This is a genomic window from Streptomyces sp. VTCC 41912 (assembly GCF_045799175.1).
GTDB classification, from domain to species: Bacteria; Actinomycetota; Actinomycetes; order Streptomycetales; family Streptomycetaceae; genus Streptomyces; species Streptomyces albulus_C.
In genome coordinates, this window is record NZ_JBJMAB010000031.1 from 87,426 (window position 1) to 102,272 (window position 14,847).

Genomic DNA, 14,847 nt, shown 5'->3' on the forward strand with positions numbered 1-14,847 from the left:
GACCCGGCGCCGCGCAGCAGCGCGTACCAGCCAGTGAGTCGAGGTCGAAGGAGCCGAGCGCGATGGTGGACGTCCCCCAACTGGTGGCACAGGCCCGGGAGGGCCGTCCGAGGGCGGTGGCCCGGCTGATCTCCCTCGTCGAGGGGGCGGCGCCGGAACTGCGCGAGGTGATGGCGGCGCTGGCGCCGCTCACCGGTGGCGCCTACGTGGTCGGGCTGACCGGGTCGCCCGGGGTGGGCAAGTCCACCACGACGTCCGCGCTGGTCACCGCGTACCGCAAGGCCGGCAAACGGGTCGGCGTGCTCGCCGTCGACCCGTCCTCGCCGTTCTCCGGCGGCGCGCTGCTCGGCGACCGGGTCCGGATGAGCGACCACGCCTCCGATCCCGGCGTCTACATCCGCTCCATGGCCACCCGCGGGCACCTGGGCGGCCTCGCCTGGGCCGCGCCGCAGGCCATCCGGGTGCTGGACGCGGCCGGCTGCGAGGTGATCCTCGTCGAGACCGTCGGCGTCGGCCAGTCGGAGGTGGAGATCGCCTCCCAGGCCGACACCAGCGTGGTGCTGCTGGCCCCGGGCATGGGGGACGGCATCCAGGCCGCGAAGGCGGGGATCCTGGAGATCGGCGACGTCTACGTGGTCAACAAGGCCGACCGGGACGGCGCCGACGCCACCGCCCGCGAGCTGAACCACATGCTGGGCCTGGGGGAGTCCCGGGCGCCCGGCGACTGGCGGCCGCCGATCGTCAAGACCGTCGCGGCGCGCGGCGAGGGCGTCGACGAGGTCGTCGAGGCGCTGGAGAAGCACCGGGCCTGGATGGAGGAGCGGGGCGTGCTGGCCCGGCGTCGGCTGGCCCGGGCGTCCCGGGAGGTCGAGACGATCGCCGTCACGACGCTGCGGTCGCGGATCGGCGACCTGTCCGGGGACCGTCACCTGGGTGCGCTGGCCGAACGCATCGTCGCCGGCGAGACGGACCCGTACCGCGCGGCGGACGAACTGGTGGCGGGCCTGACGAACGGCGGCTAGGCGCCGGTCCGGGCCCCGGGGGGAATCAGGGGTTGCCGCGGTGCCGGCGGAGGTGGTCGGCGACCGGGGCGAGCGAGGACTCCAGGGAGTCCAGGGACTCGGGCGCGAACAGGTCGATGAAGTGCCGGCGGACGGAGGCGACGTGGTGCGGGGCGACCCGGCGCATCGTCTCCCAGCCCTCGTCGGTGAGGACGGCGTAGAGCCCGCGGCGGTCCGACTCGCAGCTCTCGCGGCGCACGAGGCCGCCGTTCTCCATGCGCGTGATCTGGTGCGAGAGGCGGCTCTTGGACTGCAGCGTGCTGGCGGCCAGGTCGCTCATCCGCAGCCGGTGGTCCTCGGCCTCGGAGAGGTTGACCAGGATCTCGTAGTCGTTGTTGGTCAGGCCGAACGGCTGCAGATCGCGCTCCAGTTGGTGCATCAGCAGCCGGCTGACGTCCAGGTGGGTGCGCCAGGCGCGCTGCTCCTGGTCGGTCAGCCAGGGAGTGTCGCTGTCAGTCGTCATGGATGAATTCTACCCGTGAAAGTTGAATACTGAATTAGTCATGGCGTGTGACATCTGCGGAGGTCGGCCGGCCGGGACCCGCGGTTGGTCAGACGTTCGAGGTCACCGTCCGCAGACTACCGTTCACAGCCCGAAGCGGCGCTGGAGCCCCCCGAGGCCACCGGGCAACTGCGGCACTTGTGAGCCACTTTCCGGGGTCGGGACGCCGCCGCCCGGGACGCCCTCCTCGGCCGGCAGTGCGCCCGTCGCCCGCTCCGGCATCAGCTGCTCCGACGACTGCAACAGGACCGTGCCGGCGCCGGTGAACTCGAACTGGTGCTCCTCGCCGGAGGCCCCTCCGAAGCCGGTGTGGGCACGCAGCCCGCCCAGGAAACCCCGCAGGTACTGGTGGTCGTAGTGGTGGCAGGGGGAGGGGCAGTCGGCCCAGCCGACGAGGGCCTGCGGATCGACCCGGACCGGGGGCTCGACGAAGACCACGGGACCGTTGGACGCGGCCACGAACTTGCCCGTGCCGATGAGGGTGAGGAAGCCCGGGATGATCGATTGCTTCAGCGACAGAGATGGCTGAAACGCGAGCACGTTGCCGGAGCGAATGGTGAGGTTCCCCTCATCCAGGTCGTAGGAGTTGATGTCGAAGGACCGGTCCGCCAGCAGCATCTTCCCGCGGCCCTCGGCCACCACCCAGTCCGCGGCGTGCAGTGGCGAATGGAAACTGCCGGCGATGAGGTGGTCCAGGCGGCCGTGCCCGATGCCGTGGAAGTCGATCTGCCCGTAGTAGGCGATCATCTTCCCCTTCTGCAGGAACCACTGGCCGTCCAGGTCGACGCTGAAGGCGTAGGGATTGACGTTGTCGTCGACGGGGAGGGTGTGGACGTCGTGGATCACGGGACCGGTCACAGCTTCTCCTCCGACGCCTGTACGTAGACGGTGCCCTGGCCGGACAGCTCCAGTTGGAACGCCTCGCCCGAGCCGCGGCCGATCATCTCGCGCCAGCCGATGGCGGTGGACAGGCGGTTGCGGACCTCGCCCCGGTGCGCGACGTACGCCTGCGGGTCGACGTGGACCGGGCGCTGCGGGGTGATCGGCAACTCGATGACGCCCCCGTGGGCCATCACCGCGACCGAGCCGTGGCCGGCCAGGGTGGTGGTGAACAGGCCCTGGCCGGTGACCTGGCCGCGGACCATGCCCATCACCCCGCCCTGCGCACCCATGAACATCGTGCCCTGGGAGAGCGAGCCGTCGAAGGCCAGCAGGCGGTCGGCCTCCACGTAGAGCGTGTCGCCGGTCAGGTCGACGACCTGGACGTGGTGGCCGCCGTGACCGAACATGACCGTGCCGTTGCCCTCCACGGTCATCAGGGGCGTCGCCTCACCGGCGATCCGGCGCCCGAGCATGGAGCCGAGGCCGCCCTGACCGCCCTGGATGTTCGGGGTGAAGGTGACGTCGCCGCGGTAGCCGAGCATCGCGCCGCGCTGGCTGAACATCCGCTGCCCGGGGGCGATCCGGGCCTCCACCATGCGGGAGTTGAGGGTCGTGAACGGCATCAGACCTCACCGCCCAGGGTGTTGCGCTCGCTGGGCTGCACGTAGACCAGTCCCTCGCCCTCGAAACGGATCTGGAACGCCTCTCCGGAGCCCTCGCCGATCAGCGTGCGGAAGTTCACCCCGGACTGGAAGTGCTGCTTCAACCGGCCGGTGTGCGCGATGTACGCGCCCGGATCGACCTGGAGCGGGTACTGCTTGGTGACCCGCAGCACCACGGCCGGACCGTCGGAGGTCAGCGCGGCCTGCCCGTGGCCCTCGACGGTGGTGGTGAACAGGCCGTTGCCCTGCGAGGCGCCGCGCAGCCCGGTGAACGTCGTGCCGGTGTGCAGCGCCGCCTCGGTGCACAGCAGGTTGCTGGCCTCCACGAACAGCTTCTCGCCCTGGAGCCGCACCAGGTTGATCTCGCTGGCGCGGTCGGCGAAGTAGCAGGTGCCCTGGCCCTTCACCTCCATCACGGTCATCTGCTCACCGGTCAGCCGCCGGGTGACCATGCCGCGCAGGCCCTCCCCGCCACCGGTCATCTTCTTGAAGGTCATCTGGCCGTCGTACGCGACCATCGCGCCGTTCTTCGCCTTGACGGCGTCGCCCGCGAGGTCGACGGCGAGCACTTTGCTTCCCTGGAGCCGAAACTGAGCCACGCGACAGACGGTAGCCGTCGGCGGCCGGCCCGGGCAGGGCTTTCGTCCGGGAGCCGCCCCGCGCCGCCCGCCCGGGCCGGACCGGCGGCCCCCGGTGCGGTGATCGTCGGCGCGGCTGTAACAATGGGGCGGATGCTTGTGAACTCTTGCACAAGCATGTGTGACGCCTCCCCTCTCCGCCCGAACGAGGTTCCCGTGGACATCAAGACCGCCGCTGCCCTGCACCGACTGCGCCTGGCATCCATCCCGGAGGCGCTCTCCTTCCCGGCACTGCTGATATTCGGCACGGGCTTCCGGATCTTCCTGGGCTACGACAAGCTCGTCATGCCGCTCGGCCTGCTGCACGGCATCCTGTTCACGATCTTCGTGGTGCTGCTGCTGGACGCCTGGAACCGCACCAAGTGGCCCTTCAAGCGGGTCGCCTTCTTCTTCCTCCTCGCGGTCCTGCCGTTCGGCGGCCTGTACGCGGACAAGGTGCTCAAGCGCGAGGAGGCGGCCGGCGTGATCGCCGCCCGCGCCCGCCGGGAAGGTACGGTGAACGCATGATCGTCGCCTTCTCCGTGAGCCCGCTGGGCGTCGGCGAGGACGTCGGCGAGTACGTCGCCGACGCCGTCCGGGTCGTCCGCGAGTCCGGCCTGCCCAACCGCACCGACGCCATGTTCACCTCCATCGAAGGCGAATGGGACGAGGTCATGGACGTCGTCAAGCGCGCGGTGGCCGCCGTCGAGGCGCGCGCCGGGCGGGTCTCGCTGGTCCTGAAGGCCGACATCCGGCCGGGCGTCACCGACGGCCTCACCTCCAAGGTGGCGACCGTCGAGCGCCACCTGGCCGGAGGCGAACCGGGCGCCTGAGCCCCTGCGCCGTCAGCCGCCGGCCAGGAGGGCCAGGCCCAGCGGCGTCCGCTCGTAGAGCACCTGGTGTCCATGCCGGCGCGAGGTCAGCAGCCCGGCGTCGCGCAGCACGGACAGGTGCGCCGAGACCGACGAGGCGGCCAGCCCCAACCGGTGGGCCAGCGCCGAGGTCGTCGCCGGCGCGTCCAGGGCCGTCAGCACCGCGGCCCGGTTGCCGCCCAGCAGCCGGGCCAGTGCCGGACCGCCCGTCGGCTCCTGCCACAGCCCGCCGATCCCGCGCGCCGGATAGATCACCGTCGGCTGCCACGGCGGATCGAAGCCGCTGATCACGTCCGGCCAGACGAACACGCTCGGCAACAGCAGCACGCCCCGGCCGTCGAGGTCCTGGAGCTGCGCGAAGTCCGTACGGGTGCGGACGGTCAGCGTGCCCGCGTCCGACCAGGACACCCGCGGATGCAGATCGGCGAACAGGCTGCGCAGCCCACCGCTCGCCAACTGCCGCGACCGGTAGGCGATCTCCGCCTCCAGCAGCGCGCGCAGCCGCGGCCAATCGGGCGCCAGCAGCGCCTCCCAGGCCCGTTCGGTGACGTCCGCCAACTCCTGCACCGCCCGCGCCGGGTCGGCCAGCGCCGCCCGGCCGCGCGGCGAATCCGCCGCCCCCGGCGTGCAGGCCAGCGACTTGGCCATCTCGGCCCGGGCCAGCGCCGGATCGGTGGCCCGCAGGCGCGCCAGCTCCGCCGCGAAGTCCGCCAGCGGCGCGTCCGGCGGCCGGCCCAGGAAATCGGGGGTGTAGCCGGGCCGCGAGGACGGCATGAACAGCCACAGCGGCGACGGGTCCAGCCCCGCCGTCCGCTCTCGCATCCGGCGCAGCCACGGCAGGTGGTAGCCATGCCGGTCGGTGCGCCGCAGGGTCCGCAGCGCCTCGTGGGTCTCGCACAGCGGCGAGATGGCGAACCGGATCCGCAGCAGGTCCTCCGCCCCGAAATGCAGTTCCAGCGGCACCGCCCGGCCCCCTCCCCGAATTCGGCTGGAGCCGAAACACTACGACCCGTCGGGTCCCCTCGGCAGCCTGACGCCATGCCGACGCCTTCCGGGCCCGCACGGCCGGGCCCCGCTCCCGCCTGCCCGCCCGCCGCCGGCCCGGGCTACCGCGCCGTCTTCGCCGTCCCCGAGTTCCGCGCCGTCTTCGCCGCCCACCTGCTGTCCTCCCTGGGCGTGGTGGTCTGCGAGCTGGCCCTGTCCGTCCTGGTCTACCGGCTGACCGATTCGCCGCTGCTCAGCGCGCTGACCTTCGCGCTCGGCCTGCTGCCGTACGTCGTCGGCGGCACCCTGCTGTCGGCCGTCGCCGACCGCTACCCGGCCCGCCGGGTGCTGGTGCTGTGCGACGCGGTGTGCGCGGCGGCGGCCGCGGCGATGGTGCTGCCGGGCACGCCGGTGGCGGTCCTGCTCGTGCTGCGCTGCCTGATCGCGGCGGTCGCACCGGTCTTCGCGGGCACCCGGGCCGGGACGCTCGGCGAGATCCTCGGCGAGGGCGAGCTCTTCGTCCTGGGGCGCTCGCTGGTCCGGATCGTCAACCAGGGTGCGCAGCTGGCCGGGTTCGCGGCCGGCGGGCTGCTGCTGGCCGCCGTCGCGCCGGGCGCGGTGCTCGGCCTCACCGCCGCGACGTTCACCGCGTCGGCGCTGCTGCTGCGGCTGGGGACCGCCCCCCGCCCGGCGCGGGGGCGGACGCCCGGCGCGCTGGTGGGCGCCTCGTTGGCCGGCACCCGGCGGCTGCTGGCCGACCGGCGGATCCGGGCGCTGCTGCTGCTCACCTGGGTGCCGCCGGCCTTCGTGGTCGTCCCCGAGGCGCTGCTCGTGCCCTACGGGGGCCTGCTGGGGGTCGGGCCGACCGGGCAGGGGCTGCTGCTGTGCGGGATGCCGGTCGGGGCGGTGGTCGCGGAAACCCTGGTGGGGACGTTCCTCGGGCCGCGCGCCCGGACCCGGCTGACGTTCCCTCTGGGGGTGTTCGCGGTGCTGCCGTCCCTGGGGTTCGCGGCCCGGCCGTCCTGGGGGTGGGCCATGGCGCTGCTGGTCCTCACCGGCACCGGCATCGCCTACAACTTCGGCGTGGACCGGTGGTTCGTCGCCGCCGTCCCCGAGGAGCTGTTGGGGCAGGCGATGACGGTGATGCAGGCGGGCCGCATGACGAGCATGGGGCTGGCGATGGGGCTGGCCGGAGTTGCCGCGGAGTACGTCCCGCTGCCGGTGGCCATGTCGGCCGCGGGGGCGGTCGGGGCGGTCGTCGTCCTGGCGGTGGTCGCCGAGGTCCGGCGGTCCGGGGCGCGGGCGGCGGGGGTGGCGCGGGGCGGGCGCGGACCGCTTCACCGGACCGAAAGTTGAGACGGGGCTGACCAACATATGACCGCCGGGTAGGGTCGGAAGCGTGCCGAAGCCGCTCAGCCTTGCCTTTGACCCCATCGCGCGCGCCGACGAGCTGTGGAAGCAGCGATGGGGCTCCGTGCCCGCCATGGCCGCGATCACCTCGATCATGCGGGCCCAGCAGATCCTGCTGTCCGAGGTGGACGCGGTGGTCAAGCCGTACGGGCTGACCTTCGCCCGCTACGAGGCGCTGGTGCTGCTGACCTTCTCCAAGGCGGGCGAGCTGCCGATGTCGAAGATCGGCGAGCGCCTGATGGTGCACCCCACCTCGGTGACGAACACCGTGGACCGGCTGGTGAAGTCCGGGCTGGTGGCCAAGCGGCCGAACCCGAACGACGGCCGGGGCACCCTGGCGTCCATCACGGAGAAGGGACGCGAGGTGTGCGACGCGGCCACCCGCGACCTGATGGCGATGGACTTCGGGCTCGGGGCGTACGACGCCGAGGAGTGCGCCGAGATCTTCGCGCTGCTGCGCCCGCTGCGGGTGGCGGCGGCGGACTTCACCGACGACTGAGGCCGCGGAACGGGGTTTGTGCAGGTCACTGCCCTGGTTCCGCGCGTCCGCCGGGCTGGTCCGCGAAGCGTCGTCAGGCGCTGCCGGCGCTTGCGTGGTCCCCGCGTCCGCGGGGGATTTCCGGACGGTTACGCTCGTATCCATGAAATCCAGCGTGCTGACCCGATACCGGGCGATGGCCTACATCACCGCCGTGATGCTGCTCGTGCTCTGCGCCTGCATGGTGTTCAAGTACGGCTTCGGGATGGGGAAGGACCTGACGCTGGTCGTCGCCCAGATCCACGGCGTCCTCTACATCATCTACCTGGTCTTCGCCTTCGACCTGGGTTCCAAGGCGCGCTGGCCGTTCGCCAAGCTGCTGTGGGTGCTGATCTCCGGCACGATCCCGACCGCCGCGTTCTTCGTGGAGCGCAAGGTGGTCCGCGAGGTCACGCCGCTGCTGGCCAAGGACGCACCGGAGCCGGTGAAGGTCTGACGCACGCCGCTCTCCGGCACCCCCGTGGTGCCGCGCCACGCCCCCTGAGCCCCTCCCGTCGCACGGGAGGGGCTCAGGCGCGTCCGGGGGACGGGGGCGGTGCCGGGGGCGGGGCGGGTGCGCCGTGGCGGTGGCGAGGGCGGGGCGTGGCGTTTTCGTCGTGCGGGCGGTGGGCAGCCCCCCGGTGGGGGTACGTGCGGCCCGTAGGGGATGCGGCACGCGGCCCCTTAGGGAACGGGCGCCCGGCCCCACGGAGGGCGCGCCTCGGCCCCACGGAGGGCGTGCCCGGCCCTCAGAAGGACGCGCCCGACCCCTTCGAGCGGCGTGCCCGGCTCCTCGGGAGGGTGTGCCCGACCCCTTGGAAAGGCGTTCCCGCTCTCAAGGAAGGCGTGCCCGCCCCCGCGCCAGGCCGGCTCCGGGCCCTCAAGGGGCTACCCCGAGGTCGATTCAGGGGCGCTTCCCATCGACAGATACTAGGACGTCCTAGTAAATTCGTGGGCATGGACGCTGACGCGATCGAAGAGGGCCGCCGCCGCTGGCAGGCCCGGTACGACTCCGCCCGGAAGCGCGAGGCAGACTTCACCACGCTCTCCGGTGACCCCGTCGAGCCGGTCTACGGGCCGCGCCCCGGCGACGCGGTCGAGGGTTTCGAGCGGATCGGCTGGCCGGGGGAGTACCCCTTCACGCGCGGCCTGTACCCCACCGGCTACCGCGGCCGCACGTGGACGATCCGCCAGTTCGCCGGCTTCGGCAACGCCCAGCAGACCAACGAGCGCTACAAGATGATCCTCAAGGCCGGCGGTGGCGGCCTCTCGGTGGCGTTCGACATGCCGACGCTGATGGGGCGGGACTCCGACGAGCCGCGCTCGCTCGGCGAGGTCGGGCACTGCGGCGTCGCCATCGACTCGGCGGCCGACATGGAGGTCCTGTTCAAGGACATCCCGCTGGGCGACGTCACGACGTCCATGACGATCAGCGGCCCCGCGGTGCCGGTCTTCTGCATGTACCTGGTCGCGGCCGAGCGCCAGGGCGTCGACCCCGGGGTGCTCAACGGCACGCTCCAGACCGACATCTTCAAGGAGTACATCGCGCAGAAGGAGTGGCTCTTCCAGCCCGAGCCGCACCTGCGGCTGATCGGTGACCTGATGGAGCACTGCGCGCACGGCATCCCCGCCTACAAGCCGCTGTCGGTCTCCGGCTACCACATCCGGGAGGCGGGCGCGACGGCCGCGCAGGAGCTGGCGTACACCCTCGCCGACGGCTTCGGCTACGTCGAGCTGGGCCTCTCCCGCGGCCTGGACGTCGACACCTTCGCGCCCGGCCTGTCGTTCTTCTTCGACGCCCACGTGGACTTCTTCGAGGAGATCGCCAAGTTCCGCGCCGCGCGCCGGATCTGGGCCCGCTGGATGCGCGACGTCTACGGGGCGCGCAGCGAGAAGGCGCAGTGGCTGCGGTTCCACACCCAGACCGCCGGCGTCTCGCTGACCGCGCAGCAGCCGTACAACAACGTCGTGCGCACCGCGGTGGAGGCGCTGGCGGCGGTGCTCGGCGGCACCAACTCGCTGCACACCAACGCCCTGGACGAGACGCTGGCGCTGCCCAGCGAGCAGGCCGCCGAGATCGCCCTGCGCACCCAGCAGGTGCTGATGGAGGAGACCGGCGTCGGCAACGTCGCCGACCCGTTGGGCGGCTCCTGGTACGTCGAGGCGCTGACCGACCGGATCGAGGCGGACGCCGAGAAGATCTTCGCGCAGATAACGGAGCGCGGGGCGCGGGCGGTACCGAACGGACAGCACCCGGTCGGCCCGATCACCTCCGGCATCCTGCGCGGGATCGAGGACGGCTGGTTCACCGGCGAGATCGCCGAGTCCGCGTTCCGCTACCAACAGGCGCTGGAGAAGGGCGACAAGCGGGTCGTCGGCGTCAACTGCCACGACGGTTCGGTCACCGGCGACCTGGAGATCCTCCGGGTCAGCCACGAGGTCGAGCGGGAGCAGGTGCGGGCCCTCGCGGAGCGCAAGGCGGCCCGCGACGACGCCCGGGTGCAGGCCACGCTGAAGGAACTGCTGGCCGCCGCCCGCAGCGACCGCAACATGATCGAGCCGATGCTGGCCGCCGTCCGCGCGGAGGCGACCCTCGGCGAGATCTGCGGCGCGCTCCGCGACGAATGGGGCACGTACACCGAGCCGGCCGGCTTCTGACCGGCCCGCGGGCCGCCGCCGGGGGCACCGCCGGTGGTCTGTCGTCCCTCACCCCGCTCCCTCTTCGGGGGGCGGGCTGAGCGGCATCCGCAGGCGGAAGAGCGCGCCGCCGCCCGGGGCCCGTTCCGCGGTGAGTTCGGCGCCGTGCGCGCGGGCGATCTGGCGGGCCATCGCCAGGCCGAGGCCCGAGCCGGGCAGGGCGCGGGCGGCCTGGGCGCGGTAGAAGCGGTCGAAGACGTACGGCAGGTCGTCGGTGGCGATGCCGGGGCCGTGGTCGCGGACGGTGAGGTCCAACGCGTCCGCCACGACGTCGAGTTCGGTCTCGACGGGTCCGCCGGGCGGGGAGAACTTGGCGGCGTTGTCGAGGAGGTTGGACAGCAGCCGGGTCAGCCGGGCGGGGACGCCGGGGCGCGTGGCGTCCGCCGCCCCGGGCGCGATCCGGACGGTGAAGCCGACCTCCGGCCAGTGCTCGCGGGCCGCGGCCACCGCGTGTTCCAGCAACTCGGCCGGGCGGACCTGTTCGAGCAGCGGCCGGGGCTCCTCGTCGCGGGCGAGCTCGATGAGGTCGTTGACGAGCGTGGTGACCTCCCGGAGCTGACGGGCCAGCGCCCCCGACGCCCGGTTGCGCTGCTCGTCCGTCAGGCGGTCCGCGCGGGCCAGCAGTTCGGCGTTGGTGCGGAGCGCGGTCAGCGGGGTGCGCAGTTCGTGGGAGGCGTCGGCGACCAGGCGGCGCTGGGCGGTGACGGACTGCTCCAGTTCGCCGAGCATGGTGTTGAAGCTGGTGGCGAGCCGGGTGATCTCGTCCTCGTGGGCCGCGGGACCGGTCGGGAGGTCGATCCGGTGCCGGGGGTCGCGGGTGGTGGCGATCCGCTCGGCGGTGGCGGTCAGCCGGGCGACCGGGGCCAGGCCCGTGCGGGAGACCCAGTAACCCAGTGCGGCGGCCAGCAGGACGCCGGTGCCGCCGACCGCCGCCAGGGCCCACGCGGCCTGGCGCACCCCGCGCTCGACGGTGTCGGAGCGCAGGGCCACCTGGAGCGCCTCGTCCCTGCCGTGCAGGCGGACGGTGTACAGGCGCACGGGGTACCCGGCGACGGTGAGGTTGGTGTAGTAGGGCGCGCGGCGGCCGGCGGCCACCTCGCGGGTGGCGGGGGAGACCGGCAGGGCGGGGGAGCGGCCGTGGGCGTCCCGGGCGGGGTCGGCGGGGACGATCTGGACGCAGGGCACGGCCTGGTAGCGGCAGGAGGTGTCGCCCGCGGTCGGGCCCCAGTTGCGGGTGCGCTGGGCGAGTTGGGTGGCGGTCTGCGCCAGGTTCAGGTCGAGCTGACGGGTCATCTGGACGCGGAGGACGAGGAACGCGGCCGCGCAGACGCCCACCGCGACCAGCGCCACCGCGGCGGACGCGGCGAGCGCCAGCCGGGTGCGCAGGGGGCGGCGGCGGACCCAGCGGCCGCCCAGGCGGCGCCGGCCGGTCATGCCGTCGACCCGTCGCGACGGCGCGGGCCGGGCCGGACTCCGGGGCCGCGGCGCCCGTCGCGCGCCCGCGTCATCCGGCTCATGCGCCCTCCGGCCGGTCCAGGCGGTAGCCGACGCCGTGCACGGTGTGCACCAGCCGGGGTTCGCCGCCGGCCTCCAACTTGCGGCGCAGGTAACCGACGTAGACCGCCAACGAGTTGGAGTCCGGGCCGAAGTCGCGGCCCCAGACCCGTTCCAGGATCGTCTCCCGGGGCAGCACCTGGCCGGGGTGTTGGAGCAGCAGCTCCAACAGCGCGTACTCGGTGCGGCTGAACTCCAACGGCCGCCCACCGCGGTGGCCGCTGCGGGTGGCGGGGTCGACGACCAGGTCGGCGAAGGCCAGCCGGGCGTCGGCGGTGCCGGCCGCGGCCCGCCGGAGCAGCGCCCGCACCCGGGCGATCAACTCGTCCAGGGCGAACGGCTTGACCAGGTAGTCGTCGGCGCCGGCGTCCAGGCCGTCGACCCGGTCGCTGACCGAGTCCAGGGCGGTCAGGACCAGGATCGGGGTGCGGTCGTCGAGGGCGCGCAGCCGGCGGCAGACCGCCAGGCCGTCCAGCACCGGCATCATCACGTCGAGGACGAGGGCGTCCGGCTGCCAGGTGGCGATCTCGGAGAGCGCGGCCAGCCCGTCGGCGGCGCCGCGGACCGCGTAGCCCTCGACGGCGAGCCCGTCCGCCACGGCGGCGCGGACCTCCGGTTCGTCGTCGACGACCAGGATCCGGGCGGCGACGGGCGGCGGGGTCCCGGGAACGGGTGCGGGTGCGGGGAGTGCGGTCATGGTCCAAGGCTGCCAAACGGCGTCTTAGAACGTTCTTAAGGCGGCGGACGAGCGTGGCGGCCATGCGCACACCACTCTCGGTCGTGATCGGTGCGGGCGGCACCGGCGGCCACATCTATCCCGGACTCGCCCTCGCCGACGCGCTGCGTCGGGCCGTACCGGACGCGGAGATCTCCTTCGTGGGGACCGACCGCGGACTGGAGACGCGGTTGATCCCACAGGCCGGCTACCGGCTGCACACCGTCGACATGATCCCGTTCGACCCGGCGCTGGGCGCCCGGCGCTACCTGCTGCCGGCCGCGCTGCTGCGCTCCGGCGCCCAGTGCCGGGCGATCCTGCGTGACCAGCGGGCCCAGGTCGCCGTCGGCATGGGCGGCTACCCGAGTGCCCCGGTCATCGTCGGGGCCCGGATGGCGGGACTGCCCAGCCTGATCCACGAGTCCAACGCGGTGCCCGGCCGGGCCAACAAGTTCGCCGCCCGGCTCACCCCGCACATCGCGCTGGCCTTCGACCGCAGCCGGCCCCACCTGGCGGGCGGCGAGCGGGCCGAGACGGTGGGGATGCCGCTGTCCGGTCCGCTGGCGGCGCTGGACCGGGCGGCCCTGCGGCCGGTCGCCCGCCGGGCCCTGGGCGTCCCGGAGGAGGCCCGGCTGGTCGTGGTCAACGGCGGCAGCCTGGGCGCCGCCCGGCTCACCGAGGCCGCCGTCGACCTCGCGGGCCGCTACCTGACCCGGACCGGCCTGCGGCTGCTGATCAAGACCGGCCCGGCGGCGCTGGACGCCGCCCGGGCCGCCCTGGAGGCGAACGGCGGTGCCGCGGTCGCCACGGCGGTGCCGTACCTGGACCGGATGGACCTGGCGTACGCGGCGGCCGACCTGGTGCTGTGCCGGGCCGGTTCGGCGACCGTCGCCGAACTCGCCACGATCGGCATGCCGGCCGTCCTCGTGCCCTACCCGCACGCGCCCGGCGACCACCAGACGCACAACGCCCGGGTGCTCTCCGACGCCGGGGCGGCGCTGCTGCTGCCCGACGCGGAGGTCACCGGCGCGCGGCTGGACGCCCTGCTCACGCCGCTGCTGGCCGACCCGGCGCGGCTCGCCGCGATGGGCGCGGCCGCCGACCCCGGCACGCACGCGCGGGCCGCGGACCTGCTGGCCGCCCGGACCCTGGCGCTGGCCGGCCACCCCCACCACCTCGTCACCACCCAGAAGGAGTCAGCATGAGCACGAGCAGCACGAGCAGCACCGCGTCCCGGTCGTGGGCCGGACGGAAGGTCCTGGTCACCGGAGCCGAGGGGTTCATCGGGTCGACGCTGGTGGACCTGCTGGTGGCGGCCGGCGCCGAGGTGCGCGCGTTCGTCCACTACAAGCCGTACGCGGAGAAGGGCAACCTCGCCCGCTACCTGGAGCCGGGCGGGCCGGTCGAGATGCTCGCCGGGGACGTCCGGGACGCCGGCCGGGTGATGGACGCCGTCGCCGGTTGCGACACGGTCTTCCACCTGGCCGCGCTGATCGGCATCCCCTACAGCTACGACTCGCCGGGCGCCTACGTGCAGACCAACGTGGTGGGCACGGAGAACGTCGCGGAGGCGTGCCGTCGGCACGGGGTGCGACGGATGGTGCACACCTCCACCAGCGAGGTCTACGGGACCGCACGGACCGCGCCGATCGGCGAGGACCACCCGCTGCAGCCGCAATCCCCGTACTCCGCCTCGAAGATCGGCGCGGACATGATGGCGCTGTCGCACTGGCACGCCTTCGAGCTGCCGGTGACGGTGGTGCGGCCGTTCAACACCTACGGGCCCCGGCAGTCCGCCCGTGCGGTGATCCCGACGATCCTGGCCCAACTGCACGCCGGCGCCCGGCAGATCAAGCTCGGCTCGCTCACCCCGACCCGGGACTTCACCTACGTCACCGACACCGCGGCGGGCTTCCTGGCGCTGGCCGACTGCGACCGGGCCGTGGGCCAGGTCGTCAACCTCGGCAGCGGCCAGGAGATCACCATCGGGGCGCTGGCCGAGGCGCTGATCGCGGCCTCCGGGCGGGACGCCGAGGTGGTGGTGGACGCCGCACGGCTGCGGCCCTCCGGCAGCGAGGTGGAGCGGCTGCTGTCGGACAACTCCCGGGCCCGCGAGTGGGCTTCGTGGCAGCCGGAGGTCACGCTCAAGGAGGGGCTGGCGCGGACGTCGGAGTGGGTGGCCGAGCACCTGCACCTGTTCCGGGCGGACCGCTACCAGGTGTGAGGCGCGGGGCCGGGCCGGCGCCGGGGCTACTGGGACCAATCGCTTCACCTTCCCCGTTTACGGGGGAGGTGAAGCGATTGTGAGTGCTGCTCTGGCTCGCAGGCTGGAGCGGACGGTTCTGCTGTTTGATGTACTGGCGGACGACTGACA

16 protein-coding genes are annotated in these 14,847 nt (G+C 73.4%); 9 read left to right on the forward strand and 7 right to left on the reverse strand.

Annotated elements, in window-relative coordinates; genetic code table 11:
* Nucleotides 1–62 precede the first annotated feature (62 nt).
* On the forward strand, nt 63–1,022 hold the full coding sequence (gene meaB / locus ACJ6WD_RS31200) for a methylmalonyl Co-A mutase-associated GTPase MeaB (protein ID WP_016570486.1): 960 nt from the start codon (nt 63–65) through the stop codon (nt 1,020–1,022).
* Nucleotides 1,023–1,047: 25 nt separating this feature from the next.
* On the opposite strand, the gene ACJ6WD_RS31205 is transcribed toward meaB, so the two are convergent.
* From ACJ6WD_RS31205 to ACJ6WD_RS31220, 4 genes are all read right to left on the reverse strand, one after another.
* On the reverse strand, nt 1,048–1,524 hold the full coding sequence (locus tag ACJ6WD_RS31205; RefSeq protein ID WP_016570485.1) for a MarR family winged helix-turn-helix transcriptional regulator: 477 nt from the start codon (nt 1,522–1,524) through the stop codon (nt 1,048–1,050).
* A 123-nt stretch (nt 1,525–1,647) separates the two neighbouring features.
* Nucleotides 1,648–2,421: an AIM24 family protein gene (locus tag ACJ6WD_RS31210; RefSeq protein WP_016570484.1), complete on the reverse strand. Its 774-nt coding sequence runs from the start codon at nt 2,419–2,421 to the stop codon at nt 1,648–1,650.
* Entirely contained in the window at nt 2,418–3,068 is a 651-nt protein-coding gene (locus ACJ6WD_RS31215; protein ID WP_275462903.1) for an AIM24 family protein, read from the reverse strand. Before ACJ6WD_RS31215 ends, ACJ6WD_RS31210 begins: the two co-directional genes overlap by 4 nt.
* Nucleotides 3,068–3,706, reverse strand: a complete 639-nt coding sequence (locus ACJ6WD_RS31220) for an AIM24 family protein (protein WP_078486841.1) — start codon at nt 3,704–3,706, stop codon at nt 3,068–3,070. Before ACJ6WD_RS31220 ends, ACJ6WD_RS31215 begins: the two co-directional genes overlap by 1 nt.
* Nucleotides 3,707–3,901: 195 nt before the next feature.
* Between ACJ6WD_RS31220 and ACJ6WD_RS31225 the strand changes: the two genes are divergently transcribed.
* A complete protein-coding gene (locus ACJ6WD_RS31225) occupies nt 3,902–4,252 on the forward strand; it encodes a DUF3817 domain-containing protein (RefSeq protein ID WP_016570481.1) in 351 nt (116 codons plus the stop codon).
* On the forward strand, nt 4,249–4,557 hold the full coding sequence (locus ACJ6WD_RS31230; RefSeq protein WP_016570480.1) for an MTH1187 family thiamine-binding protein: 309 nt from the start codon (nt 4,249–4,251) through the stop codon (nt 4,555–4,557). The genes ACJ6WD_RS31225 and ACJ6WD_RS31230 overlap by 4 nt, the downstream gene beginning before the upstream one ends.
* A gap of 12 nt (nt 4,558–4,569) precedes the next feature.
* Here the strand turns inward: ACJ6WD_RS31230 and ACJ6WD_RS31235 are convergent, their stop codons facing one another.
* Complete coding sequence (locus tag ACJ6WD_RS31235) at nt 4,570–5,559, reverse strand: DUF5937 family protein (RefSeq protein ID WP_407617003.1); 990 nt, start codon at nt 5,557–5,559, stop codon at nt 4,570–4,572.
* Nucleotides 5,560–5,634: 75 nt separating this feature from the next.
* Between ACJ6WD_RS31235 and ACJ6WD_RS31240 the strand changes: the two genes are divergently transcribed.
* From ACJ6WD_RS31240 to ACJ6WD_RS31255, 4 genes are all read left to right on the forward strand, one after another.
* The gene (locus ACJ6WD_RS31240) at nt 5,635–6,936 is read left to right on the forward strand and encodes an MFS transporter (protein WP_407617004.1); all 1,302 of its coding nucleotides are present in this window, start codon (nt 5,635–5,637) and stop codon (nt 6,934–6,936) included.
* Nucleotides 6,937–6,979: 43 nt separating this feature from the next.
* Complete coding sequence (locus tag ACJ6WD_RS31245; RefSeq protein WP_016574639.1) at nt 6,980–7,489, forward strand: MarR family winged helix-turn-helix transcriptional regulator; 510 nt, start codon at nt 6,980–6,982, stop codon at nt 7,487–7,489.
* A gap of 142 nt (nt 7,490–7,631) precedes the next feature.
* A complete protein-coding gene (locus tag ACJ6WD_RS31250; RefSeq protein WP_233661247.1) occupies nt 7,632–7,964 on the forward strand; it encodes a DUF3817 domain-containing protein in 333 nt (110 codons plus the stop codon).
* A gap of 500 nt (nt 7,965–8,464) precedes the next feature.
* Complete coding sequence (locus ACJ6WD_RS31255; RefSeq protein ID WP_233661246.1) at nt 8,465–10,165, forward strand: methylmalonyl-CoA mutase; 1,701 nt, start codon at nt 8,465–8,467, stop codon at nt 10,163–10,165.
* A gap of 48 nt (nt 10,166–10,213) precedes the next feature.
* Here the strand turns inward: ACJ6WD_RS31255 and ACJ6WD_RS31260 are convergent, their stop codons facing one another.
* The gene (locus ACJ6WD_RS31260; RefSeq protein WP_233661245.1) at nt 10,214–11,638 is read right to left on the reverse strand and encodes a cell wall metabolism sensor histidine kinase WalK; all 1,425 of its coding nucleotides are present in this window, start codon (nt 11,636–11,638) and stop codon (nt 10,214–10,216) included.
* 79 nt (nt 11,639–11,717) lie between these two features.
* Nucleotides 11,718–12,455: a response regulator transcription factor gene (locus tag ACJ6WD_RS31265; protein WP_376437332.1), complete on the reverse strand. Its 738-nt coding sequence runs from the start codon at nt 12,453–12,455 to the stop codon at nt 11,718–11,720.
* Between the two features lie 62 nt (nt 12,456–12,517).
* Here ACJ6WD_RS31265 and ACJ6WD_RS31270 point away from each other — a divergent pair, with 62 nt between their 5' ends.
* Together ACJ6WD_RS31270 and ACJ6WD_RS31275 are read left to right on the forward strand one after the other, a co-directional pair.
* A complete protein-coding gene (locus tag ACJ6WD_RS31270; RefSeq protein WP_044370992.1) occupies nt 12,518–13,678 on the forward strand; it encodes a glycosyltransferase in 1,161 nt (386 codons plus the stop codon).
* The gene (locus ACJ6WD_RS31275; protein WP_233661243.1) at nt 13,675–14,697 is read left to right on the forward strand and encodes a GDP-mannose 4,6-dehydratase; all 1,023 of its coding nucleotides are present in this window, start codon (nt 13,675–13,677) and stop codon (nt 14,695–14,697) included. Before ACJ6WD_RS31270 ends, ACJ6WD_RS31275 begins: the two co-directional genes overlap by 4 nt.
* Nucleotides 14,698–14,847: the final 150 nt, after the last annotated feature.

Bases quoted from the DNA above. Each gene is read 5' to 3' on its own strand.
- meaB (WP_016570486.1), top strand. From the start codon at position 63: ATGGTGGACGTCCCCCAACTGGTGGCACAGGCCCGGGAGGGCCGTCCG.
- ACJ6WD_RS31205 (WP_016570485.1), bottom strand. From the start codon at position 1,524: ATGACGACTGACAGCGACACTCCCTGGCTGACCGACCAGGAGCAGCGC.
- ACJ6WD_RS31215 (WP_275462903.1), bottom strand. From the start codon at position 3,068: ATGCCGTTCACGACCCTCAACTCCCGCATGGTGGAGGCCCGGATCGCC.
- ACJ6WD_RS31230 (WP_016570480.1), top strand. From the start codon at position 4,249: ATGATCGTCGCCTTCTCCGTGAGCCCGCTGGGCGTCGGCGAGGACGTC.
- ACJ6WD_RS31240 (WP_407617004.1), top strand. From the start codon at position 5,635: ATGCCGACGCCTTCCGGGCCCGCACGGCCGGGCCCCGCTCCCGCCTGC.
- ACJ6WD_RS31250 (WP_233661247.1), top strand. From the start codon at position 7,632: ATGAAATCCAGCGTGCTGACCCGATACCGGGCGATGGCCTACATCACC.
- ACJ6WD_RS31255 (WP_233661246.1), top strand. From the start codon at position 8,465: ATGGACGCTGACGCGATCGAAGAGGGCCGCCGCCGCTGGCAGGCCCGG.
- ACJ6WD_RS31260 (WP_233661245.1), bottom strand. From the start codon at position 11,638: ATGACCGGCCGGCGCCGCCTGGGCGGCCGCTGGGTCCGCCGCCGCCCC.
- ACJ6WD_RS31265 (WP_376437332.1), bottom strand. From the start codon at position 12,455: ATGACCGCACTCCCCGCACCCGCACCCGTTCCCGGGACCCCGCCGCCC.
- ACJ6WD_RS31270 (WP_044370992.1), top strand. From the start codon at position 12,518: ATGCGCACACCACTCTCGGTCGTGATCGGTGCGGGCGGCACCGGCGGC.
- ACJ6WD_RS31275 (WP_233661243.1), top strand. From the start codon at position 13,675: ATGAGCACGAGCAGCACGAGCAGCACCGCGTCCCGGTCGTGGGCCGGA.